Genomic DNA, 14,381 nt, shown 5'->3' with positions numbered 1-14,381 from the left:
CCGGGGGCTGGCTAGGGCTGTCTTTAACAGCAGCGACGGCTGGCAGAAACCCGAAGATCGACACGGGGCCGACAGGCAAGCGTCAGTGAACCGGTGCCGCATAGGCGTTCCACAGCATGCTCAGTCCTGCCGCCAGCATGATGGCGTCCATCACCACCCGGAACAGGTCGGGCTCGAGCTTCAGCACCAAGCGCTTGGCGATGAAGGCGCCGGCCATCAGCGACGAACCGGCGATCAGGCCTTTCAGCGCGACCTCCCAGGTCAGCGCGCCGAATTGCTGGAACGTCACTGACTTGCTGACATAGAGCCCGAGCGAGCTCGCCGCCTCGGTGCCGAGGAAGGCGCCGCGCGACAGCCCGTAGAACAGGAACAGCGGCACGCTGAGCGGGCCGGTCGAGACCACGATGCCGGTGAGATAGCCGATCACCGCGCCGCCCGCCGCCAGATGCCACAGCGACAGCGTGAACTGGTGCCGCGCCAGCCAATGCCGCACCGGCACCATCGCGATCAGGAAGGCGCCGATCGCGAGATCGACGGCGCGCGATGGCAGCACCAGCAGGGTGCGGGCGCCGAGCGCCGCGGCCGGAATGCCGGTGACCGAGTAGGCGGCGCAGGCGCGCCAGTCGACCTCCCGCACCCACGCCAGAATGCGCGAGGCGTTCGCCATCACCGCGGCGACCGCCATGATCGGCACCGCTTGCTTCGGGCCGAACTGATAGACCAGCACCGGCACCAGCATGATCGAGGAGCCGGTGCCGACGATGCCGGACAGGGTGCCGGCGACCAGCCCGACCGCGAGCACGAAGAGATAGTTCAAAGCCGGTGGCCCCTGGCGGCGCGGTTCGCGCCGGCGCTAGCGTCGAGCAGATACCGGCAAAGCTCAAGCGCGATCGACCGGGCGGCAAATGTTAATTCCAGGTGGATCGGCCGCGTCAGTTTGGCGGCGAGGTGCGGCTGCGATGTTAAGGCGCCAGGCTCATTCTCTCGACAAAGAAGAATGAGGGAACGCGATGATGACTCCGCGCACTGACCAAGCCAGCGCCACGCCGGCCATCCGCGACGACGGTTCGAATCCCTGGGCGGCCGCCGCGATGCTGGCGATGGAATCCTATCAGGTGATTTGCCTTCGGCTGACGAAACTCGCGAGCGCGGATCTTGCCGCTTGCGATGAAGCGCAGCTGATGGTGAACGAAAAGATCGACGCCACACTCGAGGCGCTCGCCAGCCTGCAGGCTGGCGCTAGCGCCGCGACCATCGTCGATCGCTATCGCCAGCACGTCGCCGCCAACGCCAGGCGGCTACAGACGGCGTAACGGCGTCGCGCTGAAATTTGTTCGCCGCGAGCCGGTTCGAGGGTAGAAGAGGCCGTCCCAGATGGCGGCCATCCAATGCCACGACGCCAGCGCGCCCAAGACCAGGAACGACGCAGGGCGCGGCGGCTGGCCGGGCATTTCGCGTTTGGCGCGGCGCTGGGCGCGGTGTTCGCGACGGTGCTGCTGCTCAGCAACAGCTTCGGCCTGTCCGACCTGATCGCCACCAGCGAGGCGCCGCGCACGCTGCAAACGCTGTTCGTGATCGGCGTCGCATTCCATTTTGCACTGGGCGCGGCGCTGACGGCGTTCCTGATGTTGGCGTCCGACGATTAGGCCGAGGTTTGGGTCGCCGAGGCCTCGTCGGCCGGCGGCGGCGTTACCGTGATGGCGTCGCCGCCTTTGTAAATCCGCGCATAGCGCGAGCCGAGGCTGGTCAGCACCTCATAGCCGATGGTGCCGAAATGATGCCCCAGCTCGTCGACGGTGATGCCTTCGCCGATCAGCGTGGCCATGTGGCCGCGGCGCGCGGCGTTGGCCGGCAGGTCGGTGATGTCGACCGCCAGGAGGTCCATCGAAATCCGTCCGACCACCGGGCAGCGCTTGTCGGCGATCACCACCTCGGCGCCGCGGGTGCCGTCGCTGCTGCCGCCGGCGCGGAAATAGCCATCGGCATAGCCGGCCGCGACCACTGCGATTTTGGTCGGCCGCCGCGCGCTCCAGGTCGCGCCATAGCCGACGCTGTCGCCCTTTTCGACGTTGCGGATCTGCACGATCCTGGCCTTCAGGTCGACCACCGGCTGCAGCGGATTGTCGGCCTCCGGCGTCGGGTTGACGCCGTACAGCGCGGCGCCCGGCCGCACCATGTCGAACTGGAATTGCGCGCCGAGATAGATCCCCGATGAGGCGGCGAGCGAGGCCGGCACCCCGGAGAATAGGCTGGCGATCTCGCGGAAGGTCGCGACCTGCTTGGCGTTCAGCGGATGATTGAGGGTTTCGCCGCAGGCCAGATGGCTGAGCACCAGGGTGATACCATGGTCGCCGGCGGTGATCCGCGGCACGATGCCCTGCGCCTCGGCGATGGTGAGGCCGAGCCGGTTCATACCGGTGTCGATGTGGATCGCGGCGCCGCCTTCCCAGCGGGTGCGGCGGCAGAACACGTCCCATTCGGCCAGTTCATAGAGGTCGCCGATCACCGGCTGGCAGTTGATCTGCGCGAATGCGTCGCCGGTGTTCTGGAAGAAGCCGTCGAGCACATAGATCGTCGCGGACGAGCTGATCGCGCGCACCGCGCGGGCTTCGTCGAGGGTGGCGACGAAGAAGGTCTTGCAGCCGGCGTTGCTGAGCGCGCGGGTCACCGGGCCGATCCCGCAGCCATAGGCGTCGGCCTTGACCACGCCGGCGCATTCTGCCGGCACCGCGGTCTTTTCCAGCTTGCGCCAGTTGGCGACGATGGCGTCGAGATCGACGGTGAGCACTCCGGGCGCCGCCGCGGTGGCGGCGGCGAGCTCCGCGGCCTTGTTGGCCTCGGGCGACAACAGATTCTCAGCGGGCGCCGATTTCGGGTCGTAGACGATGTTCATGCCGCACTTTACGTGGTGCTCGCAGGGCGTTCAACCTCGCCGCGGGGTCAGTCGCGCAGCGCGGGGAGATGGTTGTCATGCGCCAGATCGCTGAACCGCGTGAACTGGCCTTCGAATTGCAGTTCGACCGTACCGGTGGGGCCGTGACGCTGCTTGCCGATGATGACTTCTGCCTTGCCGTGCACCAGCGACATGTCGAGCTGCCATTTTTCGTATTCCGGCGTGCCGATCCGCGGCTCCTTGTTCTGCAGATAGTATTCCTCGCGATAGACGAACATCACCACGTCGGCGTCCTGCTCGATCGAGCCGGATTCGCGCAGATCCGACAGCTGCGGCCGCTTGTCGTCGCGGCTTTCGACCTGCCGCGACAATTGTGACAGGCCCATCACCGGAACGTTGAGCTCCTTGGCCAACGCCTTCAGGCTGGTGGTGATCTCGGTGACTTCCTGGACCCGGTTGTCGGAACGTTTGCCGGAGCCCTGCAGCAGCTGGATATAGTCGACGATGATCAGGTCGAGCCCCTTCTGCCGCTTCAGCCGCCGCGCCCGCGCGGTCAGCTGCGAGATCGACAGGCCGCCGGTTTCGTCGACATAGAGCGGCAGCGATTGCAGCTCGATCGAATAATCCCTGATCTTGTCGAAATCGGCTTCGGAGATGCCGCCGCGCCGGATCGTCGAGGAGGCGATCCCGGTCTGCTCGGCGAGAATACGGGTGGCGAGCTGTTCGGCCGACATTTCGCAGGAGAAGAATCCGACGATGCCGCCATTGACGGTCTTGCTGGTGCCGTCGGCCTGCAGTTCGGCGCGATGCGCGCGAGCGACATTATAGGCGATGTTGGTGGCCAGCGCGGTCTTGCCCATGCCGGGGCGGCCGGCGACGATGATCAAGTCGGACGACTGCAGTCCGCCCATCTTGTTGTCGAGATCGCGCAGCCCGGTCGCGATCCCCGACAATTTGCCGTCGCGCTGGAACGCCTTTGCCGCCATATCGACCGCGACCGTGAGCGCCTGCGAAAAACGCTGGAAGCCGCCGTCATAACGGCCGGATTCGGCCAGTTCGTAGAGGCGGCGCTCGGCGTCCTCGATCTGCGCCTTCGGGGCGAAATCGACCGGCGCGTCGAACGCGACATTGACCATGTCGGTGCCGATCCCGATCAGGTCGCGGCGCAGCGCCAGTTCGTAGATGGTCCGGCCATAATCGTGAGCGTTGATGATGGTGGTGGCTTCGGCGGCGAGCCGGGCAAGGTACTGACCGACGGTCATGCCGCCGAGATCGGTGTCGGCGGCGACGAACGTCTTCAGCGTCACGGGGGTCGCGACCTTGCCGGCGCGGATGATGCTGGACGCTGTCTCGAAGATGGTCTGATGGACCGGCTCGAAGAAATGTTTCGGCTCGAGGAAATCCGAGACCCGATAAAACGCATCATTGTTGACCAGAATGGCGCCCAGAACGCTCTGTTCGGCCTCGATATTGTGCGGCGCGGTCCGGTAGGCCGGAGTTCCCGGATCGGGCGTCAGCTTGAGAACGTTCGAATCGAATGCGGCCATGAGTTGGATTGTTCTCTGGATAATGTCGGATGCGGGGCGCGACTAAGCGCCACTCCGCGGACGGGTGAAAGCGCGTACGTGCCTTATGCCCGATTCACACAATGCTGGGGATGAAACCTGTGCCTCCCGACGACAATTGGCTTGACGGGCTACCGCGGCTGGCAACGGGGCGCAAATTTGGGCGCGGGGACGCGCAGCCGGCGTGAACCTCTCGGTGCGTGGCGCAGACACATCTCAATTGCGCCGGTTTGGTCAGATCAGAACGAGATAGATCAGGCCAATCAGGCCAGCCACGACTCCGGTCGCGATCAGGGCGTAATCGATGGCGATGTCCTTCGGCACTTCAAGGATGGATTTGGCGGATTTCTTGGCCATGAAATCGGGTCTCTTGGTGATGAAATGCATCGTGAAATTTGTTTACGACCCCGTGCCCGGTCGTTCTGTGAGAAAAATCACATAAAAAATGAACCCCGAAGCTAACGCTGCGGGAACTGCAGATGTGCGATTGGGTTGGTTACAAGGAAAATGAGGCAGCGTGCGATGGCTCCCCAGCAACAGGATAACTCCCGAAGCGGCAACGAGCTGTCGTGGCTGGCGACGCTAATTGAATCCTTCGAGCGGGTCTCGCGTTCCGATATCAGGGCAACGCCTTGCGATCCTTCCGTCTTGATGGCGGTGCGGGAACAGCTGGCGCGCCCCGCCGCGGCGCGGCCGGCTGATGCGGGGCACAGCCCGGCATGGCTGCGCTCCTCGGGCGCGTCGGATCTTCATTCTCCCGCCAATTGCAGTCGCGGCCGCTGGTCGCGCTCGACGCCGCGCAACCGCGCTTCCTCGCGAATGATATAGTCGCGGGTGATCGGGACCACGCCTTGGCGTTTGCTCATCTGGATCTGGAACACCATGGTGTTCTGCTTGCGAAACGTCATCTCGGACGAGGCGAGATAGAACTCCCACATCCGCACGAACCGCGCATCGTAGAGTTTTTCAGCCTCTTCCCTGCGCGCCAAGAACCGCTCGCGCCAGGCCTTCAGCGTCTCGGCATAATGCAGGCGCAAGATCTCGATGTCGCACACCAGAAGTCCGGCACGCTCGATCGCGGGCAGCACCTCGGACAGCGCCGGCAGATAGCCACCGGGGAAGATATATTTGGCGATCCAGGGATTGGTGATGCCGGGACCTTCCGAGCGGCTGATCGAATGCAACAGCATCACGCCGTCGTCGGCGAGAAGCTCGGCGCAGCGTTTGAAATAGGTGTCGTAATGGGCGATTCCGACATGCTCGAACATCCCGACCGAAACGATCCGGTCGAACGGGCCGGGGACGTCACGGTAATCCTGCGCCAGGAACCGCGCCGATCCGGTCAGGCCTTTTTCGGCGGCGCGCGCATTCGATGCCCGCAACTGTTCGTCCGACAGCGTAACGCCGGTGACGTCGGCGCCGCAGCTCTCCGCGAGATAAATGCCGAGGCCGCCCCACCCCGAGCCGATGTCGAGGATGCGGTGGCCGGGCGCGACCAGCAGCTTGGCGGCGACATGACGCTTCTTGGCGAGCTGGGCGTCATCGAGCGTGGCGTCGGCGCTCTCGAAATAGGCACAGCTGTATTGCTTGTCGGCGTCGAGAAACAGCGCGTAAAGCCGGCCGTCGAGATCGTAGTGATGCGAGGCGTTGCGCTTGGCACGCCGGCGCGGATTGAACTGTATCAAATAGCGGCCGAGGTAACGGAACCACCATTGCAGCTTGGCCCAGCCCGGTGCGAGGTCGGTCTGATCCATGGCGATCGCAAGCACGTCGGCGATCGATCCGCGCTCGACCACGAATTCGCCGTCCATGTAGATCTCGCCGAACGCCAGCTCCGGGTCGATCAGGAACCGGCGTTGCGCCGATGCGGTCAGGAACCGGACCGCGACCGGCGCGCCGCTGCCGTCGCCGCATCTGAACGATGTGCCGCACGCGGTGGTGAAGAGCAAATTGCCGCGGCGGATGAATCGACGCAAAAAGAAACGCAACAGGCGGTCCATCACAAGCACCCAACGATGAGCAGGCCTGAACCGACATCGCGGCCCGTTCGGCAAGGTCAAATCTCTCAGCTTGTCTCCCGGTTCCTTGATGGCATCATAATAATGCAAAATCGCCGATGCCAATGCGCCAGTTGCAGGGCTGATATCCCGCGCTCCGCCATTCACGAAGATGCGTCATCTGTCCGCTTCCATTCATTTCACAATCGGCTAAAAGGTGACCGCCGCAACCGAGGCGAATTCCGCATCTGGAGGATCAAATGTTGAGCCGAGCGCTCAGTTTAGCGACGGCGATGCTGCTGATGGTCTCATGCGCTGCGCCCCAGGCCCTGGCGCAGGCTCAGAACCTGGAAGCCGGCAAAAGCGCTGGCCAGATTTTCAACGGAACCTGCACGGTTTGCCACAAGAGCGCGCGCGGCCTGCTGAAGACGGTCGCTCCCGGCTCGCTGCCGGGCTTCCTGCGTCAGCACTACACCACCAGCAGCGACATGGCTGGGATGCTCAGCGCGTTTCTGATCTCCAATGGTGCGACCGACAAGCGCTTTGGTGTGGCGCCGCCGAAGGAGAAAGACGCGAAGTCGGAACCGGCGCAGGCCGAGGTCCGGCCGGGCCACAGGCAACGGCCGACGCCGACGGCGCAGGAGGCCGACAAGCCGGCCGCTACCCCGGAAGACCGCGAGGCGGCTTCGACCGCCGCCGAGGTCGAGGAAAAGTCGTCGGCCAAGGGGAAGCGGAAGCTGAGCCGGAGAGGCAAGCCGACTCCGGAAACTCCGACAGCCGCCGAGGCGGCCAAGGATTCGACCAAGGATTCAGCGAAGGGCGAATCGCGCAAGGATCAGGCCGCCAAGGGCGAGGCGGCGAAGACCGACGCCGCGAAAGCCGAGGGCACGAAACCTGACGACGGCAAGGAAGCAGCAAAGTCTGAAGCAGCAAAGCCAGAGGAGGCGACGTCCGAAACGGCCAAGCCTGACACGGCCAAGCCTGGCACTGCCAAGACCGAAGCCGCCAAGACCGATGCCGCCAAAGCTGACGACGGCAAGGGTGAGGCGAGCAAGGCGGATATGCCGTTGCGGGCCGATCCGGTTCCGGCGGTGACGCCGGCACCGAAGGCCCCGGCGGATGCGCCGATCGAGGCCACCACGCCGACGCCGGCCGCATCGCAACCGGCATCGGCCGCCTCGACGGAAACGCCTGCCGCCGGGCCAAGCGGTGGAGCCGCCGCGCCGGCCGCGACCAAACCTGCTCCGGCGCCCGCCGTCGCGGCCTCCGAGGCGCCGCCCGCGGGGCCGCCGGCGCCGCCAATCTCGCGATAGCAACGGCGGGCGTCCGCAGTTCGATACAACAAGCGCCAAAAACAAATCAGCCCGGCCTGACGGCCGGGCTGATTGCTGTGATCGCGGGCTCGCGTTTTGCGGGCGATTACTCCGAGGCGGCTTCGCCGTCCTGGGCTTCGTCGTGATGCGCCTCGGGATCGAAGAATTCGCCGGCGGCGGCGAGCGCTTCGGCGGCGGCGTCTTGATCTTCCTTGCGGCTCGAGATGTCCTCGCCGCGGTTGATCCGTTCGGCCTCATCGGCGCTGCGCGCGACGGTGACCGAAACGCTGACCTCGACCTCCGGATGCACCGCGATGGCGATCTTGTGCTTGCCGATGGTCTTGATCGGGGCATCGAGCATCACCTGGCTGCGGCTGATCATGACGCCATCGCTCTCGAACGAGGCGAGGATGTCGCGGACCGAAACCGAGCCGAACAACTGGCCGGTTTCCGAGGCCTGACGCAGCACGACGACGTTGCGGCCAGTGATCTTCTCGGCGACCTTGCTGGCCTCTTCCTTGGCCTTCAGATTGCGGGCCTCGAGATCGGCCTTCATGTGCTCGAACTTCTCGCGGTTGTCGGCGGTGGCGCGCAATGCCTTGCCGCGCGGCAGCAGGAAATTGCGGGCAAAGCCGTCCTTGACGCGGACCAGTTCACCCATTTGGCCGAGCTTGGCGACGCGTTCTAGCAGAATGACTTCCATGTTGTTCTCCTTGTGGGTTGTTGTTGGAATGGCGTGGGTTGAAGGGGAAGTTTAGGTGGCGGTCGGCGGTGGCCGGCGTTGAAAGTTGCGATGGCGAAGCCCCAGCACCGCGTCGGCGATTCCGAGCGCGACCAGCGCCATCACTGGCCAGCCGAACACCAGCACCAGCGCGTAGGTCGAGCTGAGCCAAAACGAGCGATGACGGACCGGCAGCGTCAGCGTATGCAGCGCGGCGAAGCCGGCCAGCGCATAGGCCATCGCCAGCGCCGCGCTGACGGTCTGCCCGAACAGCGCCAGCAGGCCGCCGGCAAAACACAAGGCGATTGCCGCCGACAGCGCCGCCAACGTCATCGGCGGCAGTTCGGTGTCCTTCAGATCGGGCCATGGCCGATGCAGCCGGCCCGACGTCTTGGCGATCTTCGCCGCGAGAAACAGATTGAGCGTCAGCGTGATCATCGCCACGATCGCGGCGGCCGCCGGCGCAATCACCGCCAGCGCATCGGCCAGCTTGGCGGCGTCGGCGGAGGCGGCCGCGTCGCGGGCCCCGATCACCCGCAGCAGGCCGTCGCGCAGCGCGGTGGTGATCGTCGCGCCGTCGGTGCCGAGGGTGAACAGCGCGGCCATCGTCGTCAGCGCGGCAAAGCCGGCGATCCAGGCGACGATGCGCCCGACCGGGTACCATTCCACGGCGGCTGCGACCGCCGCCGTGCCGCTGCCTAATGCGGTTGTCGCAGCCGCCGGCCGCCCGAGCAAGGCGATGTGACCGAGCCAGCAGGCCGGCAGCGCGACGGTGAGGATGAAGGCGAGGGCGTAGGGCAGGCCGAGCAGCGCGCCGAGCCGGGGGCGCCCCAGCCGAGCGCCGCGACCATCAGCGGCAGCGGCGCTAGATAGAAAAGCACGAGCGAGATCAGCGCGCCCGAGACGATCGAGGCGAACATCAGCGCCGAGGCGCAACTCGCCGCGAGGGCGATCAGGAGGTGCATCATCAGCTGTCCCGCTCCCTTCGAGCGGTTAGAGGTCATTGACCCCAACCATCGGCGACCGGACGACCCGGAAGCCTTATGACTGAAAAACAAGTCCCGCGGCGCGAACGCCGCGGGACAAGAAATGTTAGCGAATGACGTAGGGCAACAGGCCGAGGAAACGCGAGCGCTTGATGGCTCGCGCGAGTTCGCGCTGCTTCTTGGCGGAGACGGCGGTGATGCGGCTCGGCACGATCTTGCCGCGCTCGGAGACGTAACGCATCAGCAGCTTGGAATCCTTGTAGTCGATCTTCGGCGCATTCGGACCCGTGAACGGGCAGGTCTTGCGGCGGCGGAAAAACGGACGGCGGGCACCTGCTTCAGCCATGATTCTTACTCCTCAACCGATGCAGCGGGGGCGTCGGCGTCGTCACGCGGACGGCGCGGACCACGGTCGCCACGGAAGCCACCGCCTTCGCGGTCACCACGGAAACCACCTTCGCGGTCGCCACGGAAGCCGCCGCCACGGTCGTCGCGATCACGATCGCGATCGGCCTTACGCATCATCGCCGAGGGACCTTCCTCATGCTCTTCGACGCGGACGGTAATATAGCGAATGACGTCTTCGTTGATGCGCTCCTGGCGCTCGATCTCGGCGACCACCGCGGAGGGGCCGTCGATGTTCAACAGCACGAAATGCGCCTTACGGTTCTTGTTCATCCGATAGGTGAGCGAGCGCACGCCCCAGCTCTCCATCTTCACGACTTTGCCGCCGAGGCCTTCGATCACGCCGGTGATCTGGGTCGTCAGTTCTTCCACCTGCTGGGTGCTCGCATCCTGACGCGCGAGAAAAACATGCTCATAAAGAGGCATGGCTGTCCTTTCCAAGGTTAGCGCGGTTCCCGGCGGCAAGCCCTTCGAGGCCTTCGGAAAGGACTCGGAAATGCTCAGAAGGCGGAAGCACGGGACGACGGGCCAACTGGCCCTGCCACATCAGTTTCGCCCAAAGGTGAAATTGCTGAGACCGTCCGTTCAGCTCCCGGCCGGGATCTGCGGATGGCGCGGGTTATACGGAATCTGGCCGAAATGGCAAGGGATCACGGCGGATCGCAGCCGGAAAGGCGTCACCGACCGGATTACCCGGCAAACCCGGCGTATTTGGCCGGATTCGCCGCGTCCCGCGCTGCGTTCTGGCGTCGGCATCGGCCGCGGGGGCGATCGACGGCGTCTCGGACCGGTGCACCACATGGAAGCCCTTGCCGCGCCGCTTCGCCTCATACATCGCCGTGTCGGCCGCCAGCAACAGTGCGTCGGCGGTGTCGCCGTCGCGCGGGAAGCAGGCGCTGCCGATGCTGACGCCGATCCTGAGCGGCGAGTCGACGCCGGGATCGAACGGTTCCGAGATCCGCCGGATGATGCGGCTGGCAAATGCATCGGCTTCGGCGGCCACTACGGTGGGCAACAGCACGACGAATTCATCACCGCCGACCCGGAAGATGGCGTCGTCGGCACGAACGACGTCGCGCAGCCGCTCGGCCACGGCCACCAGGACGCGGTCGCCCGCCGCGTGACCAAATCGGTCGTTGATCGTCTTGAAGCCGTCGAGATCGAGCCAGAACACCGTGAACGGGTGCCGGCCGCCCGAGGAGGAAACGGTTCCGTCCAGCAATTCGGCGAGGCGTTTGACCTTCATGGTGCGGTTGGGGAGGCCCGTCAGCGCATCGTAGCTCGCCAGCCGGTGATTGGCGTTCTCCGACAGCACCAGATCGAGCAGCAGCTGGTAATTCTCCAGCAGGATCACCGCCAAGCCGATCGCATAGATCGGGCACACCACGGCCACGACGATGATATGCGGGATCGGCGAGGCGATCGAGGCGAGGGCAGTGGGCAGGATCAGGATGCAGACCTGGGCGATGCCGAAGCGGGGCGTTCCGGCGTTGCGCGAGGAGATGCCGCCGGTCAGACCGGCCACCACGATGCCGGCCAGCATGGTCAGGACCGGGTCGCCCGATCGCACGCACATCGCGCAGCCGATCGCAAAGGTCACCGACCAGGTCAGGGCGAGCACGATTGGCGCGGTGGTATTGCCTTTGCGGCCACTCGCCGTCGCCCGTTGCAGCGAGCCGACCGCGATCAACCGGGCGAAGTTCAACGAAAGGTCGACGCCGAGCCAGACAGAGGCCCACAGCGCGCCAGTAAAATATGCCGCGGCGATCACCGTCACCGTGGTACCGGCGATCGCCAGCACCAGCGTCGGCAGCTTGGCCTGGCTCTGCAACAGCAATCTTTCGACGACGGGCGCCGGCTGCGGCCGGTGGCCGCTGGTCAGCCAGGCGATGAACCTGGCAAAAAGGCCGCCCGGAACGACATCGTCGCTCCGCCGCAAGGGGCTGTTGGATGCAAAGTGGGCGATCATCGGGGTACTATTCTGCCGTTTGTTCTTCCTCGGCAAACTACCGGGGAACTTCTCAATGCGATTTAAAGGCGGCGGTTCTGATTAGGATCAGGGTGAACACTATGCTTCCGGAGCGGCGCGACCCCTGAAAGCCTGCCGGGTGCAAGGCGGGGTCCGGGGGCTCGCCGCGCCGCGCGGCCCCCGCGTCCAGCTTCTGTCCAGCTTGACACGGCGGGGCCGGGCAGTGTCTTACGGCGCGACTTGCCGGACTTCGGATCTCAGAGGCGCCAATGACCGCAGCATTTACCTTTCCCGGGCAGGGCTCGCAGACCGTGGGCATGGGCAAGGCGCTCGCCGATGCGTTTCCGGCCGCCCGCGCGGTGTTCGACGAGGTCGACGCGGCGCTCGGCGAAAAGCTGACCGCGATCATCTGGGACGGCCCCGCCGAAACCCTGCAGCTGACCGAAAACGCCCAGCCGGCGCTGATGGCGGTGTCGCTGGCGGCATTGCGGGTGCTGGAGACCGAGGCCGGATTCTCGGTCGGCCGGGACGCGGCGTTCGTGGCCGGGCATTCCCTAGGAGAATATTCTGCGCTGGCCGCCGCCGGCAGCTTCACCATCAGCGATACCGCGGGGTTGCTGCGCACCCGCGGTCTGGCGATGCAGAAGGCGGTGCCGGTGGGTGTCGGCGCGATGGCGGCGTTGCTCGGGCTCGATTACGAGGCCGCGGTCGCGGTCGCCGACGAGGCCGCGCAGGGAGAGGTCTGCCAGGCCGCCAATGACAATGGCGGCGGGCAGGTGGTGGTGTCCGGCGACAAGGCCGCGGTCGAGCGCGCGCTCGAGATCGCCAAGACGAAGGGCGCCAAGCGGGCGATGTTGCTGCCGGTGTCGGCGCCGTTTCACTGCCGGCTGATGCAGCCGGCGGCCGAGGCGATGGCAGAAGCGCTCGCCGGCGTCATCATCAAGCCGCCGGCGTCGCCGCTGGTGTGCAACGTGCTGGCGGCGCCGATCACCGATCCCGACGAGATTCGCCGCCGCCTGGTCGAACAGGTCACCGGAACGGTGCGCTGGCGCGAATCGGTGGCCTATATGGCCAGCCATGGCGTCACTCGTTTCTTCGAACTCGGCGCCGGCAAGGTGCTGAGCGGATTGGTCAAGCGCATCGCCGACGGCGCGGTCGGAGTGTCGGTAGGCGGCCCCAGTGATATCGCAGCGGCGAAGGACGCCATGGCTGCCGCGCGTCCGGCGTAAGCGGCGAAGGAGACGAGATGTTCGATCTGACAGGCAGAACCGCGCTGGTGACAGGCGCGACCGGGGGCATCGGCGGCGCGATCGCGCAGGCACTGCACGCCCAGGGCGCCACCGTGGCGCTGTCGGGGACGCGACGCGAGGTGCTGGAGACGCTGGCCGGCAAGCTCGGCGAGCGCGCTTACGTGCTGCCGTGCAATCTGTCCGACGCCGCCGAGGTCGAGGCGCTGGTGCCGGCGGCCGAAAAGGCAATGGGCCAGCTCGATATCCTGGTCAGCAATGCCGGAATCACCCGCGACAATCTGTTCGTGCAGTTGAAGGACGAGGATTGGGACGAGGTCATCAATGTCAATCTGACCGCGACCTTCCGGCTGGCGCGCGCGGCCACCAAGCTGATGATGCGCAAGCGGTTCGGCCGCATCATCGCCATCACCTCGGTGGTCGGCGTCACCGGCAATCCGGGGCAGGGCAACTACACCGCCGCGAAGGCCGGGCTGATCGGCATGATCAAGACGCTGGGCGCCGAATACGCCAAGCGCAACGTCACCGCCAACTGCATCGCGCCCGGATTCATCGCCACGCCGATGACCGACGCGCTGAACGACAAGCAGCGCGAGGCAATTCTGACCAAGGTGCCGGCCGGGCGGCTGGGCACACCGGACGACATCGCGGCGGCGGCGGTCTATCTTGCGTCCAACGAGGCCGCCTATGTCACCGGCCAGACCATTCACGTCAACGGCGGGATGGCAATGATCTGACGCCACTTGCGACCATTTGACGGTGTAAATCGGTGTCCGGAGCTTGGTCCTGGCTTGTGGTCAAGGCAACGGAAGTATGATAACCGAACCACCGGCGGATAGGCAAAGAAGGCCATTGCAGGAATTCGAAACCCTGTATATTGGCGGTGCAGAGCCTGCCGTTAAATATTCGGGCTTCGACCTCGGGGACGGGGCAAAATCAGTACACTGCGCGATTGCGACGGTACCTTAACGAGTTAACGCACCACGATGGCTCGTATCGTCTGTCGGTCGGGTCCAATGGAACAGCACGGGGTTAAACGATGAGTGAGATTGGCGAGCGGGTTAAGAAGATCGTGGTGGAACACCTTGGTGTCGAACCTGAAAAAGTGGTCGATGCGGCAAGCTTCATCGATGACCTCGGCGCCGACAGTCTCGACACAGTCGAACTCGTGATGGCGTTCGAAGAAGAGTTCGGCTGCGAGATTCCCGATGACGCCGCCGAAACCATTTTGACGGTTGGCGACGCCACCAAGTTTCTCGAAAAGAACGCGAAGAGCTGACGCCCC

Annotated in this window: 15 protein-coding genes and 1 pseudogene; 6 read left to right on the top strand and 10 right to left on the bottom strand. The window is 65.3% G+C overall.

Annotation, left to right across the window (positions count from 1 at the left end):
• Positions 1–82 precede the first annotated feature (82 nt).
• Complete coding sequence (locus HXX15_RS11085; RefSeq protein ID WP_296516013.1) at positions 83–817, bottom strand: sulfite exporter TauE/SafE family protein; 735 nt, start codon at positions 815–817, stop codon at positions 83–85.
• Positions 818–1,013: 196 nt separating this feature from the next.
• Here HXX15_RS11085 and HXX15_RS11080 point away from each other — a divergent pair, with 196 nt between their 5' ends.
• Together HXX15_RS11080 and HXX15_RS11075 are read left to right on the top strand one after the other, a co-directional pair.
• Positions 1,014–1,313, top strand: coding sequence for a hypothetical protein (locus HXX15_RS11080; RefSeq protein WP_296516011.1), 300 nt, complete (start codon positions 1,014–1,016; stop codon positions 1,311–1,313).
• Positions 1,314–1,388: 75 nt separating this feature from the next.
• Positions 1,389–1,646, top strand: a complete 258-nt coding sequence (locus HXX15_RS11075) for a hypothetical protein (RefSeq protein ID WP_296516009.1) — start codon at positions 1,389–1,391, stop codon at positions 1,644–1,646.
• On the opposite strand, the gene alr is transcribed toward HXX15_RS11075, so the two are convergent.
• From alr to HXX15_RS11055, 4 genes are all read right to left on the bottom strand, one after another.
• Positions 1,643–2,893, bottom strand: a complete 1,251-nt coding sequence (alr, locus tag HXX15_RS11070; RefSeq protein ID WP_296516008.1) for an alanine racemase — start codon at positions 2,891–2,893, stop codon at positions 1,643–1,645. The genes HXX15_RS11075 and alr overlap by 4 nt on opposite strands.
• A gap of 47 nt (positions 2,894–2,940) precedes the next feature.
• The gene (locus HXX15_RS11065; RefSeq protein ID WP_296516006.1) at positions 2,941–4,440 is read right to left on the bottom strand and encodes a replicative DNA helicase; all 1,500 of its coding nucleotides are present in this window, start codon (positions 4,438–4,440) and stop codon (positions 2,941–2,943) included.
• A gap of 252 nt (positions 4,441–4,692) precedes the next feature.
• Positions 4,693–4,815, bottom strand: coding sequence for a hypothetical protein (locus HXX15_RS11060; RefSeq protein WP_296516004.1), 123 nt, complete (start codon positions 4,813–4,815; stop codon positions 4,693–4,695).
• A 392-nt stretch (positions 4,816–5,207) separates the two neighbouring features.
• Positions 5,208–6,458, bottom strand: coding sequence for a cyclopropane-fatty-acyl-phospholipid synthase family protein (locus HXX15_RS11055; RefSeq protein WP_296516002.1), 1,251 nt, complete (start codon positions 6,456–6,458; stop codon positions 5,208–5,210).
• A 290-nt stretch (positions 6,459–6,748) separates the two neighbouring features.
• On the opposite strand from HXX15_RS11055, the gene HXX15_RS11050 reads away from it, so the two are divergent.
• Positions 6,749–7,768 carry a hypothetical protein gene (locus tag HXX15_RS11050; RefSeq protein ID WP_296516000.1) on the top strand — a complete coding sequence of 340 codons (1,020 nt, stop codon included), beginning with the start codon at positions 6,749–6,751 and terminating at the stop codon, positions 7,766–7,768.
• A 106-nt stretch (positions 7,769–7,874) separates the two neighbouring features.
• Here HXX15_RS11050 and rplI read toward each other — a convergent pair whose 3' ends face one another.
• The 5 genes and pseudogenes from rplI to HXX15_RS11025 all read right to left on the bottom strand — a co-directional run bounded on the left by rplI (position 7,875) and on the right by HXX15_RS11025 (position 11,849).
• Positions 7,875–8,471 (bottom strand): 50S ribosomal protein L9, encoded by a 597-nt coding sequence (gene rplI, locus HXX15_RS11045; RefSeq protein ID WP_296515998.1) that lies wholly within the window; start codon positions 8,469–8,471, stop codon positions 7,875–7,877.
• 51 nt (positions 8,472–8,522) lie between these two features.
• A pseudogene (locus HXX15_RS11040) lies at positions 8,523–9,460 on the bottom strand (hypothetical protein).
• Positions 9,461–9,581: 121 nt separating this feature from the next.
• Positions 9,582–9,821, bottom strand: coding sequence for a 30S ribosomal protein S18 (gene rpsR / locus HXX15_RS11035; protein ID WP_002711478.1), 240 nt, complete (start codon positions 9,819–9,821; stop codon positions 9,582–9,584).
• Between the two features lie 5 nt (positions 9,822–9,826).
• Positions 9,827–10,306 (bottom strand): 30S ribosomal protein S6, encoded by a 480-nt coding sequence (rpsF, locus tag HXX15_RS11030; protein WP_296515995.1) that lies wholly within the window; start codon positions 10,304–10,306, stop codon positions 9,827–9,829.
• A gap of 193 nt (positions 10,307–10,499) precedes the next feature.
• Complete coding sequence (locus tag HXX15_RS11025) at positions 10,500–11,849, bottom strand: GGDEF domain-containing protein (protein WP_296515993.1); 1,350 nt, start codon at positions 11,847–11,849, stop codon at positions 10,500–10,502.
• Positions 11,850–12,118: 269 nt separating this feature from the next.
• On the opposite strand from HXX15_RS11025, the gene fabD reads away from it, so the two are divergent.
• The 3 genes from fabD (at position 12,119) to HXX15_RS11010 (ending at position 14,375) form a co-directional block, all read left to right on the top strand.
• The gene (gene fabD / locus HXX15_RS11020; protein WP_296515991.1) at positions 12,119–13,078 is read left to right on the top strand and encodes an ACP S-malonyltransferase; all 960 of its coding nucleotides are present in this window, start codon (positions 12,119–12,121) and stop codon (positions 13,076–13,078) included.
• Positions 13,079–13,095: 17 nt separating this feature from the next.
• The gene (fabG, locus tag HXX15_RS11015; RefSeq protein ID WP_296515989.1) at positions 13,096–13,833 is read left to right on the top strand and encodes a 3-oxoacyl-[acyl-carrier-protein] reductase; all 738 of its coding nucleotides are present in this window, start codon (positions 13,096–13,098) and stop codon (positions 13,831–13,833) included.
• Positions 13,834–14,135: 302 nt separating this feature from the next.
• Entirely contained in the window at positions 14,136–14,375 is a 240-nt protein-coding gene (locus HXX15_RS11010; RefSeq protein ID WP_006020277.1) for an acyl carrier protein, read from the top strand.
• Positions 14,376–14,381 lie beyond the last annotated feature (6 nt).

It is taken from the genome of Rhodopseudomonas sp. (genome assembly GCF_013377015.1).
In the GTDB taxonomy this organism is placed as follows: Bacteria; Pseudomonadota; Alphaproteobacteria; order Rhizobiales; family Xanthobacteraceae; genus JARJEH01.
The sequence above is the reverse complement of the archived record's forward strand: the minus strand, read 5'-3'. Positions and strand labels throughout refer to the sequence as shown.

Coding starts and splice junctions, on each gene's coding strand:
- HXX15_RS11080 (WP_296516011.1), top strand. CDS start 1,014: ATGACTCCGCGCACTGACCAAGCCAGCGCCACGCCGGCCATCCGCGAC.
- HXX15_RS11075 (WP_296516009.1), top strand. CDS start 1,389: ATGCCACGACGCCAGCGCGCCCAAGACCAGGAACGACGCAGGGCGCGG.
- alr (WP_296516008.1), bottom strand. CDS start 2,893: ATGAACATCGTCTACGACCCGAAATCGGCGCCCGCTGAGAATCTGTTG.
- HXX15_RS11065 (WP_296516006.1), bottom strand. CDS start 4,440: ATGGCCGCATTCGATTCGAACGTTCTCAAGCTGACGCCCGATCCGGGA.
- HXX15_RS11060 (WP_296516004.1), bottom strand. CDS start 4,815: ATGGCCAAGAAATCCGCCAAATCCATCCTTGAAGTGCCGAAGGACATC.
- HXX15_RS11055 (WP_296516002.1), bottom strand. CDS start 6,458: ATGGACCGCCTGTTGCGTTTCTTTTTGCGTCGATTCATCCGCCGCGGC.
- HXX15_RS11050 (WP_296516000.1), top strand. CDS start 6,749: ATGCTGCTGATGGTCTCATGCGCTGCGCCCCAGGCCCTGGCGCAGGCT.
- rplI (WP_296515998.1), bottom strand. CDS start 8,471: ATGGAAGTCATTCTGCTAGAACGCGTCGCCAAGCTCGGCCAAATGGGT.
- rpsR (WP_002711478.1), bottom strand. CDS start 9,821: ATGGCTGAAGCAGGTGCCCGCCGTCCGTTTTTCCGCCGCCGCAAGACC.
- rpsF (WP_296515995.1), bottom strand. CDS start 10,306: ATGCCTCTTTATGAGCATGTTTTTCTCGCGCGTCAGGATGCGAGCACC.
- HXX15_RS11025 (WP_296515993.1), bottom strand. CDS start 11,849: ATGATCGCCCACTTTGCATCCAACAGCCCCTTGCGGCGGAGCGACGAT.
- fabD (WP_296515991.1), top strand. CDS start 12,119: ATGACCGCAGCATTTACCTTTCCCGGGCAGGGCTCGCAGACCGTGGGC.
- fabG (WP_296515989.1), top strand. CDS start 13,096: ATGTTCGATCTGACAGGCAGAACCGCGCTGGTGACAGGCGCGACCGGG.
- HXX15_RS11010 (WP_006020277.1), top strand. CDS start 14,136: ATGAGTGAGATTGGCGAGCGGGTTAAGAAGATCGTGGTGGAACACCTT.